We start from the raw sequence: 20,805 nt of genomic DNA on the forward strand, positions 1-20,805 counted from the left end.
CTCCACGTCCCCGGAAGAAGGTGCACCCCCACCATGTCCAGATTCCGCATCCGACTGATCGCGGTACTCGCCGCGGTTGGCCTGGCCGTCACCGCGGCCCCGGCGCCGCCCGCCGGCGCCACCGGCGGCCCGAACCTCGCCGCCGGGCGCGGCACCTCGGCCAGCAGCACCAACGGACCGTACGCCACCGCCAACCTGACCGACGGCAACCAGGGCAGCTACTGGGAGAGCAGCGGCGCACTGCCACAGTGGGCGCAGGTCGACCTCGGCTCCAGCCAGTCCATCGACCAGGTGACGCTCAAGCTGCCCGCAGCCTGGGAGGCCCGCACCCAGACGCTGTCGGTACAGGGCAGCACGGACGGCAGCGGCTTCAACACCATCGTCGCCGCCGCCGGCCGGTCGTTCAGCCCGGCCAACGGCAACACCGTGACCATCGGCTTCCCGGCCACCAGCACCCGGTTCGTCCGGATCGCGATCACCGCCAACACCGGCTGGCCCGCAGCCCAGCTCGCCGAGCTGGAGGTGTACGGCGCGGCCACCTCGTCGACCAACCTGGCGCTCGGCAAGACGATGGCGGAGAGCAGCCACGCCGACGTGTACGTCGCCGGCAACGCCAACGACGGCAACGCGGCCAGCTACTGGGAGAGCGCCAACAACGCCTTCCCACAGTGGATCCAGACCGACCTGGCGGCCACGGTGAACGTCAACCGGCTGGTGCTCAAGCTGCCCGCCGGCTGGGGTGCCCGGAGCCAGACGCTGACCGTGCAGGGCAGCACCAACGGGTCGACCTTCGATACCCTCGTCGCCTCGGCGGCGTACACCTTCAACCCGGCCACCGGCAACACGGTCACCGTCACCGTGCCCACCGCGGCCACCCGCTACGTCCGGCTGCTCATCACCGCCAACACCGGCTGGCCCGCCGGGCAACTCGCCGAGCTGGAGATCTACGGGCCGACGGCCGGGGACACCACGCCACCGTCGGCGCCCGGGAACCTGACCTTCACCGAGCCGGCGACCGACCAGATCCGGCTGACCTGGACCGCGTCCACCGACAACGTCGGCGTGACCGGCTACGACGTGTACGCCAACGGCGTGCTCCGGTCCAGCGTCGGCGGCTCCACGCTGACCTTCACCGACACCCAGCCGGCCGGGGCGACCGTCTCGTACCAGGTACGGGCCAGAGACGCCGCCGGCAACCAGTCGGCCAACAGCAACACGGTGACCCGTACCGGCAACACCGGTGACACGGTCGCGCCGACCGCTCCGGGTAACCTGTCCCACACCCAGCCGGCCAGCGGCCAGATCCGGCTGACCTGGACCGCGTCCACCGACAACGTCGGGGTCACCGGCTACGACGTCTACGCCAACGGCGCGCTGCGCGGCAGCGTGAACGGCTCGACCCTCGCCTATACCGACAGCCAGCCGGACACCGCGACGGTCTCCTACTACGTGCGGGCCCGGGACGCGGCCGGCAACGTGTCGGCGAACAGCAACACGGTCACCCGCCCCGGCAGCACCCCGGGCGGCACCAACCTCGCGGTCGGCAAGCCGATCACCGCCTCCTCGGTGGTCCACGTCTTCAACGCGGTCAACGCCAACGACAACGACGTCACCACCTACTGGGAGGGCGCGCCCGGGGCGTACCCGAGCACGCTGACCGTCGCGCTGGGCGCGAACGCGAGCATCAGTTCGCTGGTGGTCCGGCTCAACCCCGACCCGGCCTGGGGCCCCCGTACCCAGACCTTCGAGGTCCTCGGCCGCGAGCAGTCGACGTCCGGGTTCAGCACGCTGGTCGGCTCCGCCCCGTACTCGTTCAGCCCGACCGCCAGCAACACGGTGACCATCCCGGTGTCGGCGACGGCCGCCGACATCCGGCTCCGGTTCACCGCGAACTCCGGCTCCTCCAACGGGCAGGTGGCGGAACTCCAGGTCATCGGTGTCCCGGCCCCGAACCCCGACCTCACCGTCACCGGCCTCACCGCGTCACCCGCCGCGCCGGTGGAGACCGATGCGATCACCCTGTCCGCCACGGTCCGCAACGCCGGCACCGCAGCCTCCGTCGCCACCGCCGTCGGCTTCTACCTGGGTACGACGAAGGTCGGCACGGCCACCGTCGGTGCCCTGGCCGCCGGTGCGTCGACCACCGTCTCGGCGAACATCGGCCCGCGCAACGCCGGCAGCTACGAGCTGATCGGCAAGGTCGACGAGGCGAACACGGTGATCGAGCAGGACGAGGCGAACAACAGCTACACCCGGCCGACCGCGCTGACCGTCAGCCCGGTGGCCAGTTCCGACCTGGTCGCCTCGGCGGTTACCTGGTCGCCCGGCACGCCGAGCGCGGGCGCCACGGTCAGCTTCGCGGTGACCATCCGCAACCAGGGCACCGTCGCCTCGGCGAGCGGCGCGCACGGCATCACGCTGACCGTACTCAACGACTCGGGCACCGTGGTCCGCACCCTGACCGGCTCGTACAGCGGCACCATCGCCGCCGGGGCGAGCGCCGGCCCGGTCAACCTCGGCACCTGGACCGCGACCAACGGGCGGTACACCGTCCGGGTGGTACTCGCCGACGACGCCAACGAACTGCCGGTGAAGCGGCAGAACAACACCAGCGACCGGCCGCTGTTCGTCGGCCGCGGGGCGAACCTGCCGTACGACATGTACGAGGCCGAGGAGGGCTCGGTCGGCGGCGGAGCGCAGGTGGTCGGTCCGAACCGGACCATCGGCGACCTGGCCGGTGAGGCGTCCGGCCGGCGGGCGGTCACCCTCAACACGACCGGGGCGTACGTCGAGTGGACCACCAGGGCGCCCGCCAACGCCCTGGTGACCCGCTTCTCCATCCCCGACGCACCCGGCGGCGGTGGTATCGACTCGACGCTGAACATCTACGTCAACGGGGTGCTGCACAAGCCGATCAGCCTCACCTCGAAGCACATCTGGCTCTACGGTGCGGAGGCCAGCCCGAGTGATTCGCCGAGCGCGGGCCCGCCGCGGCACCTCTACGACGAGGCGAACGTACTGCTGAACTCGACCATCCCGGCGGGCAGCCGGATCCGGTTGCAGAAGGACCCGGCGAACAGCACCATGTACGCCATCGACTTCATCAACCTGGAGCAGGCCGCGCCACGGGCGAATCCGGACCCGACCCGGTACAAGGTACCGACCGGGTACAGCCACTCCGACGTGCAGAACGCCCTGGACGCGGTCCGGATGGACACCACCGGCAACCTGGTCGGGGTCTACCTGCCCGCCGGCACGTACGAGACCGCGCAGAAGTTCCAGGTCTACGGCAAGGCGGTCAAGGTGGTCGGCGCGGGCATGTGGTTCACCCGCTTCCAGACGCCGGCCTCGCAGCAGAACACCGACGCCGGCTTCCGGGTCGAGTCCTCGGCGAGCGGGTCGTCCTTCGAACATCTCGCCTTCTTCGGCAACTACACCAACCGGATCGACGGGCCGGGGAAGGTCTGGGGTGAACTGAAGGACGTCGACAACATGACGCTGGACAACGTCTGGGTGGAGCACACCGTCTGCGCCTACTGGGGGGTCAGCGTCAGCGGCCTGAAGATCACGAACAGCCGGTTCCGGAACACCTTCGCCGACGCGGTGAACATGACCAACGGCAGCACGAACAACCTGGTCGCCAACTCGGAGGGCCGGTCCAACGGAGACGACGCGTTCGCGCTGTTCTCCGCGATCGACCAGGGTGCGTCCACGTCCAACCACGGCAACGTGTTCGAGAACCTGACCGCCACGCTGACCTGGCGGGCAGCGGGTATCGCAGTGTACGGCGGCTATGACAACGTGTTCCGCAACCTCTACATCGCGGACATGCTGACCTACTCCGGCATCACGATCAGCTCGCTGGACTTCGGCTACCCGTTCATCGGCTTCGGAGCCAACCCGCCCACCCGGTTCGAGAACATCTCACTGATCCGGGCCGGTGGTCACTTCTGGGGCGCACAGACCTTCCCGGCGATCTGGGTCTTCTCGGCGTCCAAGGAGTTCCGCGGTATCCGGGTGTCCGATGTCGACATCGTCGACCCGACGTACTCCGGGATCATGTTCCAGACGAAGTACACCGGCAGCCAGCCGGAGAACCCGATCACCGACACGGTCTTCACCAACGTGTCGATCTCCGGCGCGCGCCGCAGCGGTGACGCCTTCGACGCCAAGTCCGGCTTCGGCATCTGGGTGAACGAGATGCCCGAAACCGGGCAGGGCCCGGCGGTCGGCTCCGCGACCTTCGTCAACCTTCGGCTGAGCGACAACTACCAGGACATCCGGAACACGACCAGCACGTTCACCATCAACCGCAGTTGACCTGACGCCCGGTGCCCCGGCGGCACCACCACGGGAAGTACGCCGGCTCCCGCCGGCGCCGTACGGCGCCGGCGGGAGCCGGCAGGGCGGGGGACGACCATGCGGCTGTCCGACTTACCCGAGCAGCCACTGGCCAGCCCGGCAAACCGAGGTGGCCGGCGTCGTCAGCCGTTGTCGATCAGGCTGGCGATCTCGTTGTAGATCAGGTGGGCCTTGGCACCCTGGTTCGACGGACAGCCGCCGAGGTGGTGCAGGGCGATCACCCGGTGGCTGGCGTTCAGCACCGGTGAACCCGAGTTGCCGCCGGAGGTGTCACAGCTGTAGCTGATGTTCCAGGTGTTGTAGTTCGCGTTCTTCACGGTGCATGTCGTGCCACCTTCGGTGTTCTCGTAGATCGACAGCCGCTTCGGGCTGCCGTCGCCGTGCCCCGGGATGTACATCCGCGTGCCGGTGGTGGTGGCGGTGGTCGCCAGGTACAGCGTGCCGAACCCCTGGATGGTGGTGAAGTTGTTCACCGAGTACAGGGCGTAGTCCAACTCGCCGGAGCCGCCGGCGCTCACCTTGTACAGGGTGGCGCCGCTGACCTTGGTGCCGGGGCCGGGGTTCGCCCCGCCGCAGGTGGCGCACTGGTAGTTGAACTGCATCTCGCTGCCGCTGACGGCGGACTGCGTCGAGAAGCAGTGCTTGTTGGTCAGCATGCGGTTGGTGTTGCCGACCCGCCAGGTGGTGCACAACCCGCCGCCGCTGATCAGCAGCCGCGCGACGGCGTTGCCGCGGGCGTACTCGCTCGGGTGGCTGTTCTGGTAGCAGACCACGTCGCGGCGGGCGTCAGTGCTGCAGACAGACTGCGTGGAGAAGTTGTGCTGGGTGATCTCCGCGCGGTCGTAGCCGCGCCAGAACCGGTCGATGGTCGCGGCGGTGCCACGGGAGGAACGGCTGCTGTGCAACGTCACCACCGCGGTGTCGCCGTCCACCGACATCGCCCAGAAGCCCGGCTGTCCGTCAGTGGTGTAGTCCGAGCCGGTCGCCCGACTCAGGGAGCGGTCGTACCGGTGGCTCTCCCGGCCGTCGGGGCTGGACACGGTGACGTAGTCGCCGTGGGCCAGCCGCAGGGAGCTGAAGTGCACCTTGACGTACGTCGCGCCGGGGTGCCGAATGATCTGTGTCCGGCCGTCCCCGGTGTAGGACAGCGAGCCGTCGACCGTGCGCAGTTCACCGACCGTGGTGACTCCCTCTGCGGAGAACTGTGCTGATTCGGGTGCCCGCTCGGAGTGTGGTGCAAGGGGCTGAACCGAGTACGCCTCGGCAGCGGGTACCGACAGCAGGCTCAGCCCCAGCGTGCAGGCGCCGAGTGTGACCGCCGCCGTTCGCAGGCGGCGCAGGGCATGTTTCATCGTTGCTCCTCCCCAGGAACCGGCACGTCAACGTGCTTTCAGCCTTCATACACGAAGCCGAGGAAGAAATGCAAAGTTATCGATGTATTGGCGGTGCCGGTCCGGCAGGGGTTGGTACCGGTAGGGTCCGGCGCTGGCCCGTGAACATGCGGGTGATCAGGTCAGCCACCCGGGCCAGGGTGCCCGGTGAGTCCCCACGCCGCCGGGCCAGCCTCCAGCGACGCCAAGCTTCGCCAACTGCTCATCCCGCAGCCGGCACCGGAACCGGCGGCCTGCCAGCCAGCGCATGTCATGACGCTATCCAGCACGTTTGAAGCGGTACACCGCTCCGGTCGGCGAACCGGTGGGCGTCGCCTCCAAGATGTTCCCTTTGGTCACCACGTCGAGGCTCAACGGCACGTCGACAGTGACGCACCAGGTACTCGTCGGGAACGCGATCCGGTAACTGGTCTGATCGTCGGTGGCCTCGTTCACCGTCACCGTCGCGGCTCCGCAGAGGTTCCAGGGCGAGGTCCCGAGGACGGCTTTGCCCGCTTTGTCGACGCGGATCATTGCGTTGTCGGCAAAGTGGGAGTAGCCAGCGGGCTGCGGTCCGTCGGCCGTCCACTCGCCGACGATCGGATCGAGTTCGCTGGAGCAGCCGGCGAGAAGCAGAGTCGTCGCGAACACGGCGCTGACGAGCATTCGACGCATCTTGTCCCCACAGGTGGTGATGCGACCAGCGAGTACTGGTCCGGCTCATAGATTATGGTCACAGCGACGGTGCACAATGTCGCTAAGGGTGCCAATGGTGTGCCGGCCCGCCTTGAGGCCAACGCCGCGTCCTACATGGTATTTCCGCCAGGTCGTCAGCGGCACAGGACGGCCCGCCGGCTGCTGCACCCCGACGATTGGGACACGCTGGCGCTGTCGCCGGCCGGCCCCACCGTCGACGACCTGGACGCCGCCCATCCGCCGGATCACCGTCACCCACGCCAGACTGCTCGCAGCACTGCCTCCACGTCCGCCGTGGATATGCTGCCTGGCTCGGCAAGCTCCGCGGCGTCCGCCGCTGCGAGGATCGCGCCTGTAGCTACCCGGGTGAGGCGGCGGTGCTGCGGGGACACGAGCCCGAGCGCGACCGCGTTCTCGAAGAAAGCGTTCACCCATTCGTCAAGCCCACCGCCGGTGACGGTGGCGAGGGCCGGGCGGAGCTCTGGAGCCTCGGCGAGGAGTGCGGAAAGTTGCTCCGCGCCTGCCCGGAACGCGGCCCAGAACGCCTTGGAGTCGGGCTGCGTGGTCCAGTCGCCGAGCGCCGCAGAGACCTTCCTGATGGCGGCGGCGCGAACAGCGTCGATGAGGTCGCTCTTACCGTCGAAGTAGTTGTATATCGCGGAGCGGGACAGGCCGGCTTCGTCGGCAATCTCGTTGACCGACATGCCCGCGAGGCCGCGAATCGAGAGTTGGTGGGTGGCGACAGCGAGGATGCGCGCCTGCTCGTCGAGGGGCAGCCTGTGGAAGCGGGGAAGGGGCACGGGTGGGCCTGCCTAGGCGGTGACGGCGGCGGTCAACCGGCGCCCGATGAGAGCGGTGTGGCTCCAGTGCCAGGCCCAGACGCCGAGTGCGAGCACGCCCGACGCCACGCCGACCGTTCCGGGAAGGAGCGAGGCGATCTGGAAGAGGCACCACGCCTTGCCGGCAACCGTCCATGAGCGGATGACGGAACCCGGTACGCGGCCGTCGCGGCGGAGGCTGCCGCCGAGGTCGGCGATGATGAAGAAGTCCTCGACGAAGTTGAACGGGATGGCGAACATCAACCAGACGGACCGTGGGGACCGCAAACGAGCCTCGGGAGTGACGCACTCTTGGAGCCGCTGCAGGTGCCGGCAGTAGAGGGCGACAAGGCCGAAGAACACAGCGATCGCCGCGATCCCGCCCGGGACGCCGAACGTCGCGACCTCTCCGAGGATGCCCGCGCCCCAGGAAGGCGCCCAGAGCGGCTGGGTCAGCAGGGCGACCACAGGGACCGTGAGAAGGGCGGTGAGTAGGGACATGCCACAAGCCTAGACGTGCGTGGACAGGGTGTCCACGCAAGGTGTCCACGTTGGTAGTCACGGCGGTCGTTCATCGTCATCGTCACCGTCCTCCTCAGCCGAGAGCATCGTGGCGCGTGCGCTGACCCCGGGCTTCCAGTTTCTCGGTGGCCGCCGTGTTGGTACTGGCCCTGCATCCGTCCGGTCGACGCTCAGACGTGCGGCTTGACAAGTCCCGCCATCTTCACGGCGGTGAATACGGCGGCGGCCAGGGCGACATCGGACAGCAGCATCAGACCGATGGCGTAGGACCCCTGCGATCCGTACACCCAGCCCATCACCAGCGGCGGGACGAAACCGCCGAGACCGCCGGCGGCGCCGACCAGGCCGGTGACCGCGCCCACCTGGTCGGCGGGGGCGACCTTGCCGACGAGAGCGAACACCGCGCCGCTGGAGGCCCCCAGCAGCAACGCCATCCCGAGTAGCGCGACGGTTGCGACGGGCATCAGAGGCGGCTCGAAGGCCTGGACCACCGCGAAGGCGGCCACCCCGGCGAAGCACCACACCAGCACGGGAACCGGGTGCAACCGGTCGGAGAGCCAACCGCCGACCGGCCGGGCGAGGACAGCGAGCACCACGAAACCGGCGGTGCGCAGCGCACCGTCGGCGGCGGTGAGCCCGTAGGCGGTGCGCAGGTAGGCGGGCAGGTACACGCTGAAGGCGACGAACCCGCCGAAGCCCACGGCGTACAGGAAGCACAGCTGCCAGGTGACGGTGAGCCGGCCGACCGCGGTGAGGCGCTGCCAGGCCGATCCGGTTGGGCGGGCCCGCCCGGGCGCGTCGCGCAGCAGCAGGAACGACAGGACCGCGTAGCCGGCGAGGATCACGGCCACGAGCAGGAACGGTGCCCGCGCGCCGTAGGTGTCGGCGAGCCGGACGGTGGTGAAGTTGGCGATCGCCGTGCCGCCCATGCCGATGCCGAACACCCCGATGGCGAAGCCGCGACGTGCGGGCGGGTACCAGCCGGAGACCAGGGGAACACCGACGGCGAAGGCGGTGCCGCCGATGCCGAGGAAGAATCCGGTGACGATCAGCGCGGTGTAGGAGGAGACGACACTCAGGGTCAGCACCGGGATGATCGTGGCGACCGTGACCAGCGGGAACACCACCCGCGCGCCGTAGCGGTCGGTGAGGGCGCCGACCGGGATGCGCCCGAGCGAGCCGACGATCACCGGTACGGCCACCAGCAGGGACTGCGCGGCGAAGCTGAGACCGAGCCGCTCCTTGATGCCCGGGCCGAGCGGACCCAGCAGGGCCCATGCCCAGAAGTTGACCAGGAAACCGAGCGTGGCGAGGGCGAGCTGGAGCGTCGCCGTGGATTTACCCGGGGTGGCGGTGCGAGGGTCCGCCCCCGGCGCCGGCATGGTGTCCGCAGCCTGCCTGTCACGAGAACCGGTCATCGCTGCCTTCCGTGGGTTCGTACGCCGAACAGGGGCCGGCTGGGGTGGTGGGGGTGTGGCGTCCTGTGGTTATGAGACTCGACCCGCCAAACCGGTCCGGGCAGGGCCGGAGGGCCCCGCCGCCCGGCACCGCAACGGCGGGCAGGCGCACGCTGTCCCCGGCGCCGGGGGTGCCTCACCGCACGGAGCGGGTCCGGCGACGGCGGGGGCCGGCAGGCGGGGCGGGCCGTCCCAGCCGGGCCGGGCCGGTCGCAGTCCGGGCCGCTCGTCGCGGCTGCGGTAGACCACGTACGGGCGGGTGGCGTAGCCGACGGGGGCGCTGAAGGCGTGGACGAGCCGGGTGAACGGCCAGAACGCGAACAGCGCGAAGGCCGCCAGGATGTGGATCTGGAAGCCGATGGGGACCGCGGCCATGATCTGCGGGTCGGGGCTGAGGTAGAACAGCGACCGGAACCACGGGGAGATGGTCTCCCGGTAGTCGTAGCCGTCGCCGGTGACGTTGGCCCGCACGGTGGCCAGCAGACCCAGCACGATCACCGCGGTGAGCACCACGTACATGGCCTTGTCGTTGCGGGTGGTGGCGGCGAACACCGGGCCGTTCAGCCGGCGGCGGACGATCAGGATACCCAGGCCGATGAGGGTGCACAGGCCCGCCACGGTGCCGATGAACACGGCCATCAGGTGGTAGGCGTGTTCAGTGACGCCGACGGCCTCGGTCCAGGACTTCGGTACCAGCAGGCCGCCGACGTGCCCGATGAGCACCATCAGCACCCCGAAGTGGAACAGCGGGCTGCCCCAGCGCAGGACGGTGCTCTCGTAGAGCTGGGACGATCTGGTGGTCCAGCCGAACTTGTCGTACCGGTAGCGCCAGATCAGCCCGCCGATCAGCACCGCGGTCGTCAGGTACGGGTAGACGACCCACAGCAGGGTGTTCATCGGCGTGCCTCCGAGGTGTCGACGAGTGCGAACGGTTCCAGACCGACCTGCTCCACCGGGGGGCCGGTGCGGGCCAGCCGTGCGGCGGCGGCGAGGTCCCCGGGCCGGGCGGGCGGCAGCATCTCCCGCACGGCGGTCACCGCGCACCGGTACCCGGAACCCTCTTTCTCCAGCGCCTCGACCAGCAGGTCCAGGCCGATCCGGTTGTCGCGCAACAGCCGCCATCCGCTGTCGTGGGCCGCGGCCAGGTCGAGTACGGCGGGCAGGAAGTCGGGTAGTTCACCGTCGACGACCTCCAGACCGGCCTGTTTGTACGCGCTGGCGAAACCGACCAGTGCCTCACCCCGGCGGCGGGTGTCGCCGCAGGTGTAGTAGGTCAGGTGCAGGCAGCAGCGGCGGCGGAAGTCGAACAGCTGCACGTAGCTGGCGCGCAGCTCGACGGGTGCGGTGTCCTCCCGGTGGGCGACGACGGTGCGCAGCGGGTCGGCCACCGCAGCCGGGAGGCCGTCGAGGGCGGCGCGGATCGTGGGCAGCGTGGCCAGCATCTCCTCGTCGGGGTAGCGCAGCAGCAGCGACGCGGCGCGGGCGGCGACCGCCCGCCAGATCGGCTGGTTCACCGGTCACCTCCCGCAGCGGGTCCGGGCCCGGGGCGGCGGGGTGGGAAGAGACCTCTCGGGGTGCCCTTGCCGTCCCAGTTGAGCAGGTTGACCCGGCGCGGTTCGTCGCCCGGATCGGTGAAGTCCTCGGCGGTCTGCCGGTCACGCAGCATGTGGAAGGTCTCCACCTGGACGGGTACGGGTGTGCCGGAGGATTCACCGAAGGGTCCCTGACCGTACGGGCCGCAGCCGCCCATCCCGGGGCCGCCCTCGTAGTCCAGGCTGCACTCGGTGGCGATCGTCTCCAGGCGGTGCGCGTCCTCGGCGTGCGCGGCGGGGATGACGTACCGCTGCTCGTACTTGGCGATGGCGAGCAGCCGGTACATCTCGTCCATCTGCGCGCCGGTCATGCCGACCGCCGTCGCGATGGACTCGTCACGCGCCTCACCCAGGTTGATGCGGCGCTGGTAGGCGCGCATCGCGGCCAGCCGGTTCAGCACCCCGCGCACCGGCGCCGGGTCGCCCGCGGTGAACAGTTCGGCGAGGTACTCCACCGGGATGCGCAGGGCGTCGATGGCGCCGAAGAGGTTACCGGCGTCCTCGGCGTCGTGGCCGGTGTCGCGCAGCACGTCGGCCACGGGTGACAGCGGCGGGATGTACCAGACCATCGGCATGGTCCGGTACTCCGGGTGCAGGGGCAGTGCCACCTCGTACTTCATGATCAGGTCCCAGACCGGGGAGCGTTGCGCCGCGTCGATCCAGTCGTCGGGGATCCCGGCCGCCCGGGCGCCAGCGACCACCTGCGGGTCGTGCGGGTCGAGGAACACCGAGCGCTGCGCGTCGTACAGGTCGTGCTCGTCCTTGGCCGCGGCGGCCTCGGCCACCCGGTCGACGTCGTAGAGCATCAGCCCCAGGTAGCGCAGCCGTCCCACGCAGGTTTCCGAGCAGATGGTCGGCTGGCCGATCTCGATGCGCGGGAAGCAGAAGGTGCACTTCTCGGCCTTGCCGGTGCGGTGGTTGAAGTAGACCTTCTTGTAGGGGCAGCCGGTGACGCACATCCGCCAGCCCCGGCAGCGGTCCTGGTCGACCAGGACGATGCCGTCCTCCGCCCGCTTGTAGATCGCCCCCGAAGGGCAGGAGGCGGCGCAGGACGGGTTGAGGCAGTGTTCACAGATCCGTGGCAGGAAGAACATGAACGTCTTCTCGAACTCCTGCCGGACCTGGCCGGACACCTTCGCCAGTACCGGGTCACCGGAGGCGATCTCGTTGCCACCGGCCAGCGAGTCGTCCCAGTTCGCGCTCCAGGTGATCTTCGTGTCCTGGCCGGTGAGCAGCGACTTGGGGCGGGCGACGGGGGTGTCCGCACCGGCCGGCGCGTTGATGAGGTGCTCGTAGTCGTAGGTCCACGGTTCGTAGTAGTCGCGCATGGACGGCAGTTTCGGGTTGGCGAAGATGCTGAACAGCTTCTTCACCCGACCGCCGGAGCGTGGCTTCAGCCTGCCGGAGCGGGTCCGTACCCAGCCGCCCTGCCAGCGCTGCTGATCCTCGTGGGTGCGCGGGTAACCCTGCCCGGGGCGGGTCTCGACGTTGTTGAACCAGACGTACTCGACGCCGGAACGGTTGGTCCACGCCTGTTTGCAGGTGACCGAGCAGGTGTGGCAGCCGATGCACTTGTCGAGGTTCATCACCATCGCCATCTGTGCCATGACCCGCATCAGTACTGCACCTCCTGGGAGCGGCGGCGGATCACGGTGACCTCGTCGCGCTGGTTGCCGGTGGGGCCGAGGTAGTTGAACGCGAACGACAGTTGGGCGTACCCGCCGATGAGGTGGGTGGGCTTGACCAGCAGCCGGGTCAACGAGTTGTGGATTCCGCCGCGCCGGCCGTTGACCTCGGCCTTCGGCACGTCGATGACCCGTTCCTGGGCGTGGTACATGTAGACGGTGCCCTCGGGCATCTTGTGGCTGACCACCGCCCGGCAGACCACGACGCCGTTGCGGTTGACCGCCTCGATCCACTCGTTGTCCCGTACCCCGATCTTGGCGGCGTCGGCCTCGCTCATCCACATCGTCGGGCCGCCCCGGGACAGGGTGAGCATGATGAGGTTGTCCTGGTACTCCGAGTGGATCGACCACTTCGAGTGCGGCGTGAGGTACCGGACGGTGATCTCCAGTTCCCCGTTGCGGCCGAGTCGCGGCTCACCGAAGAGCTTGTGCATGTCCAGCGGCGGCCGGAAGATCGGCAGCGACTCGCCCGCCTCGTGCATCCAGTCGTGGTCGATGAAGAAGTGCTGCCGGCCGGTCAGCGTGTGCCACGGCTTGAGCCGTTCGGTGTTGATGGTGAACGGCGAGTACCGTCGCCCGCCGTGCTCGCTGCCCGACCACTCCGGGCTGGTGATCACCGGCACCGGCCGGGACTGGGTGTCGGCGAAGGTGATCTGCTTTCCCTCGTGTTCGGCGGCCAGGTCCGCCAGGCGTACGCCGGTGCGTTTCTCCACGTCGCGGAACCCGGCGGTGGCCACCCGTCCGTTGGTGGTGCCCGACAGCGCCAGGATCGCCTCGCAGGCGTGCACGTCCCGCGCCAGCGACGGCCGCCCGTCGGCCGCCCCGCCGCGGATCTCGCCGTTGCGGCGGCGCAGGTAGTCCACCTCCGGCCGGACGTCCACCGACACGCCCTTGCCGGTGGTGCCGAGGGTGTCCATCAGCGGCCCGAGCGCGGCCAGCTTGTCGGCGACGGCGCCGTAGTCCCGCTCGACCACCACCAGCTTCGGCATCGTCCGGCCCGGCACCGGGGTCTCACCCTCGGCCGCCCAGTCCCGGACCCGGCCGTGCGGGGTCGCCATCGCATCCGGGGTGTCGTGCAACAAGGGAGCGGCGACCAGGTCCCGGCGGACGCCGAGATGGTCGGCCGCCAACGCCGAGAACGCCTTCGCGATGCCGTGGAAGGCGTCGAAGTCGGTGCGGGTCTGCCAGGGCGGGTTGATCGCCGGGGTGAACGCGTGCACGAACGGATGCATGTCGGTGCTGCTCAGGTCGTGTTTCTCGTACCAGGTGGCGGCCGGCAGCACGATGTCGGAGAACAGTGTGGTCGACGTCATCCGGAAGTCCAGACTCAGCAGCAGGTCGAGCTTGCCCTGCGGGGCCTCGTCCCGCCAGGTCACGTCCCTGGGCCGCAGTTCCTGCGGCGCCTCGTCCGCGCGCAGGTTGGCGTCGGTGCCGAGCAGATGACGCAGGAAGTACTCGTTGCCCTTGGCGGAGGAGCCGAGCAGATTGGCCCGCCAGACCGTGAGTACCCGCGGCCAGTTCTCCGGCGCATCCGGGTCGGTGCAGGCGAACCGGAGGTTGCCCTCGCCGAGCTGCTCGGCCACCCAGCCGGCCGGGTCGTCGGGACGCGCCGCGAGCGCCTCGTCGGCCAGCCGCAGCGGACTGCGGTCGAACGTCGGCATCGACGGCATCCAACCCGAGCGGGCCGACTGGGCCAGCAGGTCCATGGTGTGCCGGCCGGCGAAGGCACCCGTGCCGGTGGGGGAGGAGACCGTATCGGCGGAGTACGTGTCGTAGCGCCACTGGTCGGTGTGCACGTACCAGAAGGCGGTGCCGATCATCTGCCGTGGCGGGCGGACCCAGTCCAGGCCGAAGGCGAGCTGTGCCCAGCCGGTCGCCGGGCGGCACTTCTCCTGCCCGACGTAGTGCGCCCAGCCGCCGCCGTTGACCCCCTGGCAGCCGGTGAGTGTCACCAGCGCCAGGATGGCCCGGTAGGTGGCGTCGGAGTGGAACCAGTGGTTGGTGCCCGCGCCGAGCAGGATCATCGACCGGCCGCCCGAGCGTTCGGCGTTGTCGGCGAACTCCCGCGCCACCCGGGCCACCTGCGCCGCCGGCACGCCGGTGATGGGTTCCTGCCAGGCCGGCGTGTACGGCACCGCAGTGTCGTCGTAGCCGGTCGGCCACTGCCCGGGCAGACCGTCCCGACCGACCCCGTACTGGGCCAGCAACAGGTCGAACACGCTGGTCACGAGCGTACCGCCCACGGTGCGGGTCGGGACGCCCCGGCGCAGCACCTCAGGGGTGTCGGTGTCGAAGCGCGGCAGTTCCACCTCGACCGAGTCGCCCGCACCGAGGCAGGTCAGCGCCGGCTCCAGGTCGCCCAGGTCGAGGTTCCACTGCCCGGGCTGCTCACCCCAGCGGTGTCCCAGGCTGCCCCTCGGGACGGCGGGAGCGTCGGTGGCCGAATCCCACAGCACCGTCTTGAAGGCCGCCTCGCGCCCGGTCTCGCCCAGATCCTCGGCGGTGAGGAACTTCCCCGGCCGGTACGCCCCGTCCGCGCCCGGCTCCAGGGTCACCAGGAACGGCAGGTCGGTGAAGCGGCGCACGTAGTCGACGAACCGGGGAGTGCGCCGGTCGACGAGGAACTCCCGGAGGATCACGTGCCCCATCGCCATCGCCAGGGCGCCGTCGGTACCCGGCTGGGCCGGCATCCACTCGTCGGCGAACTTGACGTTGTCGGCGAAGTCGGGGCTGACCACCACGACCTTCTGGCCCCGGTAGCGGGCCTCGGCCATCCAGTGTGCGTCCGGCGTGCGGGTCACCGGGACGTTGGAGCCCCACATGACGAAGTAGGAGGCGTCCCACCAGTCCCCGGACTCGGGCACGTCGGTCTGGTCGCCGAACACCTGCGGGGAAGCCACCGGCAGGTCGGCGTACCAGTCGTAGAACGACAGCATCGACCCGCCGAGCAGCGACACGAACCGGGCGCCGACGGCGTGCGACACCATCGACATCGCCGGGATGGGGGAGAAACCGGCGATCCGGTCCGGGCCGTGCTCGGCGATCGTGTGCACGTGCGCGGCGGCGATCATCTCCTGCGCCTCGTCCCAGCCGATCCGCACCAGGCCACCCTTGCCGCGTGCCTTCTGGTAGCGGCGTCGCCGCTGCGGGTCCGCCTGGATGTCGGCCCAGGCGGCCACCGGGTCACCGAGCCGCCTGCGGGCCTCCCGGTACATCTCCACCAGAACACCCCGCGCATACGGGTAGCGCACCCGGGTAGGCGAGTAGGTGTACCAGGAGAAGGCGGCGCCCCGGGGGCAGCCACGCGGCTCGTACTCGGGACGGTCGGGCCCGACGCTGGGGTAGTCGGTCTGCTGCTGTTCCCAGGTGATGATGCCGTCCTTGACGTACACCTTCCACGAGCACGAGCCGGTGCAGTTGACCCCGTGCGTGGAGCGCACCACCTTGTCGTAGGACCAGCGGTCCCGGTAGAAGGTGTCGGCTTCCCGCCCGCCGATCTGGTGCAGCGTTCGGCCGTCGGCGGACACCTCGGCCCGGCGGACCAGACCACCCACCCCCAGCAGCGCCCGCCCGGCAGCATCGGTCGCTCGTGACATGTGCCTCATCCCTCCGATGGATCACCGTGATGCTCACATTCCCGGCAGATCCGCCGGAGCGCAACCGGAGCGGGGCGCCGCGGCCATCCTTTCGACGTACTACCTCGCGTCTCCGGGCCGAAGGTCCCGAGATCGTCGGCGGTTCTCCGGCTTCCCGTGCCGACTGCCGGTGGGACCCGTTCGGGTTCGGTCGGGACCCACCGTCACCGACTGTGCACGTGGTGTCGCGAGGTCGGGTCCACCGTCCGCGCCGGGGCCTCCTGGGCACGGGTTACGGGCGCCCCCGTCGGGCGTGCCGCCCAAGACCGCCCGGAAGGGCCGAACGACCCGGCACGGTGCGACGGCGCGTCCGGCGACGAGCCCGGCAGGGGTGGCCATGGGGCGCGGCAGGGGTGGCCATGTGGCGCGGCAGACAGACCGCGACCCTGGTTGTGAGGATGAATGACGTTATAACGTTCCCCGCGTGGAAACCTCGCGAACAGGGCCGATCGGCACGACGATAGATCCCCGCAGCCACCGGGCCCTCGGCACCGCCAGCCGGGCCTCGATCCTGGAACTGGTACGCGCCGCCGGCACCGGGATGACCACCGCCGAGGTCGGGCAGCGGACCGGCCTGCACCTGTCCACCGCCCGAACCCACCTCGACCGCCTGGTCGACGCCGGGCTGCTGGTCAAGGCACGCGCGAGCGGCGGCCAACCCGGCCGACCCGCCTGGCGCTACCGGGTTGCCCTGACGGAGGCCCCCGCCCCGGCGCCCTACCGGGCGCTCGCCGCCGCGCTCCTCGACCACCTGTCCCGCCGGCACCACGGCGACGCGCGAACCGAGGCCACCCATGCCGGCCTCGACTGGGGGCGCCACCTCGCCGCCGCCACCGTCGCAGGCGGGGACCCGGTTGACACGCTGCTCGACGTCCTACGGGCACTGGGCTTCAGCCCACGCAGGCACGAGACAGGCGACGGAACCGTCGAGGTCCACCTGCACACCTGTCCGTTCCTCGAACTGGTCAACCGGAACCCCGACGCGATCTGCGCCCTGCACGTCGGTGTCATCCGTGGTGCGCTGGAACGCGCCGGCGCCCCACCGGCCAGCGCCGTGCTCGAACCCTTCGGCGCCTCCGACGCCTGTGTGGTACGACTGACCCTGCCGCGGTAAGGCACGGGCAGTACCCGGAGCACCACCGCGTCAGCGGGGAGCCGTCACTGGGGTACGGCCTCGACGGTCTCGGCGACGTTGCCGCTGTAGCAGGTGGTGGTGGCGGTGTTGGGGGCGTAGACCGCCTGGGTGCCGTAGACGACGTATCCCACGCCGGTCTGGGCGTTGCGGCACTGGATCTTTACCTTGTAGCGGCCCGTGGAGCACCTGACGTTGCCGCGGCCGTAGTAGTAGTTGCTGCCTTCGGCGACCCACTCGATCCAGGTGGTGCAACCGGTAGGTGTGGTCTGGGTGGCCAGCGTGGACTGGGCAACGGGGGCAGGCCGGGTCACCGGGGCCGCCTGTGCAGGAGTTGCCAGTACGGACAGACCGAGAAGGGCCGCTGCGAGCGTTGGGAGTGTTCGCCTGAACATGACAGTCTCCTGATGGCCGTGGGATCGGGGGATCCGTAGCGAAGGGGCCATGCTAAGAGACATCTCGATGCTGGTCGAGATGTCGTCTCCTGGTCGGTGCCCGTTGGGGCGTCGACCAGGTGCCCGGCCCGACGTCGACGCGCGTCAGGGGCGCAGCGCGCGCAGGAACGCCACCGCCATCGTGCGACGTGTCGGCGTCCCGGCCGCTGCCAGGGTGGTCATGTACGCGTCGAGGCGCTCGCGCTCCTCGTCTGTCAGCGCGGCGGCGATCGCTTCGCCGTACGTCGGGACCAGCGGGTTGGGGGCCACCCGCTTGAGTACCTCCCAGTCGCCGATCGGTTCGGGTGGCTGTTCTGGTAGCAGACCACGTCGCGGCGGGCGTCGGTGCTGCAGACAGACTGGGTGGAGAAGTTGTGCTGGGTGATCTCCGCGCGGTCGTAGCCGCGCCAGAACCGGTCGATGGTCGCGGCGGTGCCACGGGAGGAACGGCTGCTGTGCAACGTCACCACCGCGGTGTCGCCCTCGACCGACATCGCCCAGAAGCCCGGCTGCCCGTCGGTGGCGGCGGCGAGGCCCATGAACAGCAGGTTTCTCCGAGTAGCCATCTTGTTTCTCTTCCGTTTCGAAGGGGGCCGGCGGCAAGATGATGACCCCCGGACGAACTCCACGTCTGCCTTCTGTCAACAGCGGAAATTGAGGTCTTTGTGGTCGCGGTCACCCCCCGCCGTACGTTGGCCGGGCAGTTGCTCGTACTCCAGCTCGCGATCATCGTGGTCGTGCTGGTGGCGGTGGCCGCCGTCTCCCTGGCCCAGTCCGCGGCCACCTTCAACCGCGTCGAAGGGCGGCGGGTGGCCGCCCTCGGCGAGCAGCTCGCCGGCAACCCGCTACTGCGCGAGCGGCTCAACCAGCCAGCGCCAGCGGAACTCGTCGCTCCGCTGGTGCAGAACGCGCTGACCCAGTCCGGGGTGACCTCGGTGACCGTGGCCGACGCCCGCGGGCGGGTGGTCGGGTCCACCGACCCGACCCTGGTGGGAAGCCCGCTCGTGCTCGGCGACCCCGGGGTGGCACGGGGGCGGAGCTGGTTCGGCGAGCTGGCGGTCGGTGACTCGCGGGAACTGGTCGCCCAGGTCCCGGTGCTCGGTGACCGCAAGGACAACCTCGGACGACACCTCGGCGTGGTGATGATCGGCGAGGCGTGGCCCAGCTGGTCACAGCGGCTGGTGGGTGCCTCGTCGTACCTCTTCACCTACCTGGGTATCGCCAGTCTGCTCGGGATCGCCGGCTCCTGGCTGCTGGCCCGCCGGATCAAGCGGCAGACCCTGGGCCTGGAGCCCCGGGAGATCGCCGGCCTGGCCGAGCACCGGGAGGCGCTGCTGCACGGCATTGCCGAGGGGGTGGTCGCGCTGGATCCGCAGCAGCGGATCACCCTGGTCAACGCGGTCGGCCGGCGGCTACTCGACCTGCCCGAGCACTGCCTCGGCCGTACCCTCGCCGAACTGAGGATCTCCGGCCGGCTGCGGGACGTACTGGCCGGCGCCGACAATGATCCGCAGGCCCGGGACGAGGTGGTGGTACGAGCCGGCCGGGTGCTGGTGATGAACCGGATGACCGTCAGCAAGGACGGCCGCCGGCTCGGCTCGGTCACCACGCTGCGGGACCGCACCGAGCTGGCCCGCCTGGAACAGGAGATCGGTTCCTTCCGTAGTACCACCGAACTGCTGCGCGCCCAGACCCACGAGTTCGCCAACCAGCTGCACACCATCTCCGGGCTCATTCAGATCGGCGAGCACGACGAAGTGGTCCGGTACGTCGAAGCGCTGAGCCGGCACCGGGCCTCCCTGGACCTCACCGTCAGCAGCCGGATCCATGACACCGCGGTGGCGGCCCTGCTGATGGCGAAGTCGGCGCTGGCCGCCGAGCGCCGGGTGGAGCTACGGATCTCCGAGCGGACCAGCCTGGACCGGTTGGAACCAGCGGTCGCTGCGGACGTCGCGACGGTACTGGGCAACCTGGTCGACAACGCCGTCGAGGCGGTGGCCGGCGGCCGGGAGAACCGGACTGCGCCGCCGTCCGGCGACTCGGGCAGCGTCGGACCGGACGGTGGCGACATTCCGGACGGGCCGGCCTGGGTGGAGGTCGAGCTACGCCAGGACGCCTCCTCGGTGGAGATCGTGGTCCGCGACTCCGGGCCGGGGGTCGCTCCGCAACTGGCCCAGGAGGTCTTCACGCACGGCTTCACCACCAAGGCGGCGCGTGGCGGCGAACGGGGGATCGGACTGGCGCTGACCCGCCTGGTCTGCCATCGTCGCGGTGGCGAGGTCGCGGCGACGAACACCGAGGAGGGTGCGATGTTCACGGCCCGGATGTCGGTGACCCGGGCGCCGGAGGCGAACCGGTGACCGACGTACTGGTGGTCGACGACGACTTCATGGTGGCCCGGATCCACCGGGGCTTCGTCGAGCGGCTCGACGGCTTCCGGGTGGTGGGCGCGGCCAGTACCGGCGAAGAGGCGATCGCCTGTGTCGACCGGCACCGCCCCGACCTGGTGCTGCTCGACCTCTACCTACCGGACATGTTCGGACTGGACGTGGTGACCCGGCTGCGAGCCGCCCGGTACGACTGCGACGTGCTGGTGATCAGCGCGGCCCGGGAGGTCGAGACGGTGCGCCGGGCCGTCCGCTACGGCGCGGTCAACTATCTGCTCAAGCCGTTCGGCTTCGACGAGCTGCGGACCCGGCTGGAGCAGTACGCTGCCCGACGCAACTCGCTGCGCGCCACCGTGGTCAGCGACCAGGCCGACGTGGACCGGGTCCTGTCCCGCAGCGGGTCGCACAGCGCCACCCCGACGCTACCCCGGGGGCTCAGCGCGGAGACCGCCGAGCTGGTGGAACGCGCCCTGCGGCAGCACTCCGCGACACTCTCCGCCGCTGAGTGCGCCAACGCGGTGGGTATCTCCCGGGTCAGCGCGCGGCGCTATCTCGAACACTTCGCCGACACCGGACGAGCGGCGGTGAGCCTCCGGTACGGTTCCGCCGGTCGCCCGGAGCGTCGTTACAGTTGGGCTTCCTGACAGCCCGTAGCCGGCCTCGTACTCCACCCTGAGACTCTCGGCGGGCCTCCGGTGGGCGGCGCGGATCCTGG

General features: G+C 70.1%; 14 protein-coding genes and 1 pseudogene. 4 read left to right on the top strand and 11 right to left on the bottom strand.

Features of this window, described 5'->3' with window-relative positions:
* The first annotated feature begins 33 nt into the window (after positions 1-33).
* The gene (locus V6U90_RS24560) at positions 34-4,320 is read left to right on the top strand and encodes a discoidin domain-containing protein (RefSeq protein WP_334441143.1); all 4,287 of its coding nucleotides are present in this window, start codon (positions 34-36) and stop codon (positions 4,318-4,320) included.
* 164 nt (positions 4,321-4,484) lie between these two features.
* Here the strand turns inward: V6U90_RS24560 and V6U90_RS24565 are convergent, their stop codons facing one another.
* The 9 genes and pseudogenes from V6U90_RS24565 to V6U90_RS24605 form a co-directional block, all read right to left on the bottom strand.
* Positions 4,485-5,714, bottom strand: coding sequence for a trypsin-like serine peptidase (locus V6U90_RS24565; protein ID WP_334441146.1), 1,230 nt, complete (start codon positions 5,712-5,714; stop codon positions 4,485-4,487).
* Between the two features lie 297 nt (positions 5,715-6,011).
* Positions 6,012-6,398: a hypothetical protein gene (locus V6U90_RS24570; RefSeq protein ID WP_334441149.1), complete on the bottom strand. Its 387-nt coding sequence runs from the start codon at positions 6,396-6,398 to the stop codon at positions 6,012-6,014.
* Between the two features lie 281 nt (positions 6,399-6,679).
* Positions 6,680-7,228 carry a TetR/AcrR family transcriptional regulator gene (locus tag V6U90_RS24575; RefSeq protein ID WP_334441151.1) on the bottom strand — a complete coding sequence of 183 codons (549 nt, stop codon included), beginning with the start codon at positions 7,226-7,228 and terminating at the stop codon, positions 6,680-6,682.
* A gap of 12 nt (positions 7,229-7,240) precedes the next feature.
* Positions 7,241-7,747: a hypothetical protein gene (locus V6U90_RS24580; protein ID WP_334441153.1), complete on the bottom strand. Its 507-nt coding sequence runs from the start codon at positions 7,745-7,747 to the stop codon at positions 7,241-7,243.
* A gap of 191 nt (positions 7,748-7,938) precedes the next feature.
* Positions 7,939-9,150 (bottom strand): MFS transporter, encoded by a 1,212-nt coding sequence (locus tag V6U90_RS24585; RefSeq protein ID WP_442933668.1) that lies wholly within the window; start codon positions 9,148-9,150, stop codon positions 7,939-7,941.
* A 211-nt stretch (positions 9,151-9,361) separates the two neighbouring features.
* Positions 9,362-10,122 (bottom strand): annotated as a pseudogene (gene narI / locus V6U90_RS24590) (respiratory nitrate reductase subunit gamma).
* Positions 10,119-10,739, bottom strand: coding sequence for a nitrate reductase molybdenum cofactor assembly chaperone (gene narJ / locus V6U90_RS24595; RefSeq protein WP_334441159.1), 621 nt, complete (start codon positions 10,737-10,739; stop codon positions 10,119-10,121). Before narJ ends, narI begins: the two are co-directional and overlap by 4 nt.
* Positions 10,736-12,433: a nitrate reductase subunit beta gene (gene narH / locus V6U90_RS24600; RefSeq protein ID WP_334441162.1), complete on the bottom strand. Its 1,698-nt coding sequence runs from the start codon at positions 12,431-12,433 to the stop codon at positions 10,736-10,738. Before narH ends, narJ begins: the two co-directional genes overlap by 4 nt.
* Complete coding sequence (locus V6U90_RS24605; protein ID WP_334441165.1) at positions 12,433-16,098, bottom strand: nitrate reductase subunit alpha; 3,666 nt, start codon at positions 16,096-16,098, stop codon at positions 12,433-12,435. Before V6U90_RS24605 ends, narH begins: the two co-directional genes overlap by 1 nt.
* A gap of 463 nt (positions 16,099-16,561) precedes the next feature.
* On the opposite strand from V6U90_RS24605, the gene V6U90_RS24610 reads away from it, so the two are divergent.
* Positions 16,562-17,251, top strand: a complete 690-nt coding sequence (locus tag V6U90_RS24610; RefSeq protein ID WP_334441168.1) for a helix-turn-helix transcriptional regulator — start codon at positions 16,562-16,564, stop codon at positions 17,249-17,251.
* A gap of 44 nt (positions 17,252-17,295) precedes the next feature.
* Here V6U90_RS24610 and V6U90_RS24615 read toward each other — a convergent pair whose 3' ends face one another.
* Together V6U90_RS24615 and V6U90_RS24620 are read right to left on the bottom strand one after the other, a co-directional pair.
* Complete coding sequence (locus V6U90_RS24615) at positions 17,296-17,583, bottom strand: hypothetical protein (protein ID WP_334441171.1); 288 nt, start codon at positions 17,581-17,583, stop codon at positions 17,296-17,298.
* 335 nt (positions 17,584-17,918) lie between these two features.
* Entirely contained in the window at positions 17,919-18,269 is a 351-nt protein-coding gene (locus V6U90_RS24620) for a hypothetical protein (RefSeq protein ID WP_334441173.1), read from the bottom strand.
* Between the two features lie 99 nt (positions 18,270-18,368).
* Between V6U90_RS24620 and V6U90_RS24625 the strand changes: the two genes are divergently transcribed.
* Together V6U90_RS24625 and V6U90_RS24630 are read left to right on the top strand one after the other, a co-directional pair.
* Positions 18,369-20,063, top strand: a complete 1,695-nt coding sequence (locus V6U90_RS24625) for a sensor histidine kinase (protein WP_334441174.1) — start codon at positions 18,369-18,371, stop codon at positions 20,061-20,063.
* Positions 20,060-20,734, top strand: coding sequence for a response regulator (locus V6U90_RS24630; RefSeq protein ID WP_334441176.1), 675 nt, complete (start codon positions 20,060-20,062; stop codon positions 20,732-20,734). The genes V6U90_RS24625 and V6U90_RS24630 overlap by 4 nt, the downstream gene beginning before the upstream one ends.
* Positions 20,735-20,805: the final 71 nt, after the last annotated feature.

It is taken from the genome of Micromonospora sp. CPCC 206060, from assembly GCF_036906895.1.
Taxonomy (GTDB): domain Bacteria; phylum Actinomycetota; class Actinomycetes; order Mycobacteriales; family Micromonosporaceae; genus Micromonospora.

What these genes read in the sequence shown, in the direction of transcription:
- V6U90_RS24560 (WP_334441143.1), top strand. Translation starts at nt 34, where the DNA reads ATGTCCAGATTCCGCATCCGACTGATCGCGGTACTCGCCGCGGTTGGC.
- V6U90_RS24565 (WP_334441146.1), bottom strand. Translation starts at nt 5,714, where the DNA reads ATGAAACATGCCCTGCGCCGCCTGCGAACGGCGGCGGTCACACTCGGC.
- V6U90_RS24570 (WP_334441149.1), bottom strand. Translation starts at nt 6,398, where the DNA reads ATGCTCGTCAGCGCCGTGTTCGCGACGACTCTGCTTCTCGCCGGCTGC.
- V6U90_RS24580 (WP_334441153.1), bottom strand. Translation starts at nt 7,747, where the DNA reads ATGTCCCTACTCACCGCCCTTCTCACGGTCCCTGTGGTCGCCCTGCTG.
- V6U90_RS24585 (WP_442933668.1), bottom strand. Translation starts at nt 9,150, where the DNA reads ATGCCGGCGCCGGGGGCGGACCCTCGCACCGCCACCCCGGGTAAATCC.
- narH (WP_334441162.1), bottom strand. Translation starts at nt 12,433, where the DNA reads ATGCGGGTCATGGCACAGATGGCGATGGTGATGAACCTCGACAAGTGC.
- V6U90_RS24605 (WP_334441165.1), bottom strand. Translation starts at nt 16,098, where the DNA reads ATGTCACGAGCGACCGATGCTGCCGGGCGGGCGCTGCTGGGGGTGGGT.
- V6U90_RS24620 (WP_334441173.1), bottom strand. Translation starts at nt 18,269, where the DNA reads ATGGCTACTCGGAGAAACCTGCTGTTCATGGGCCTCGCCGCCGCCACC.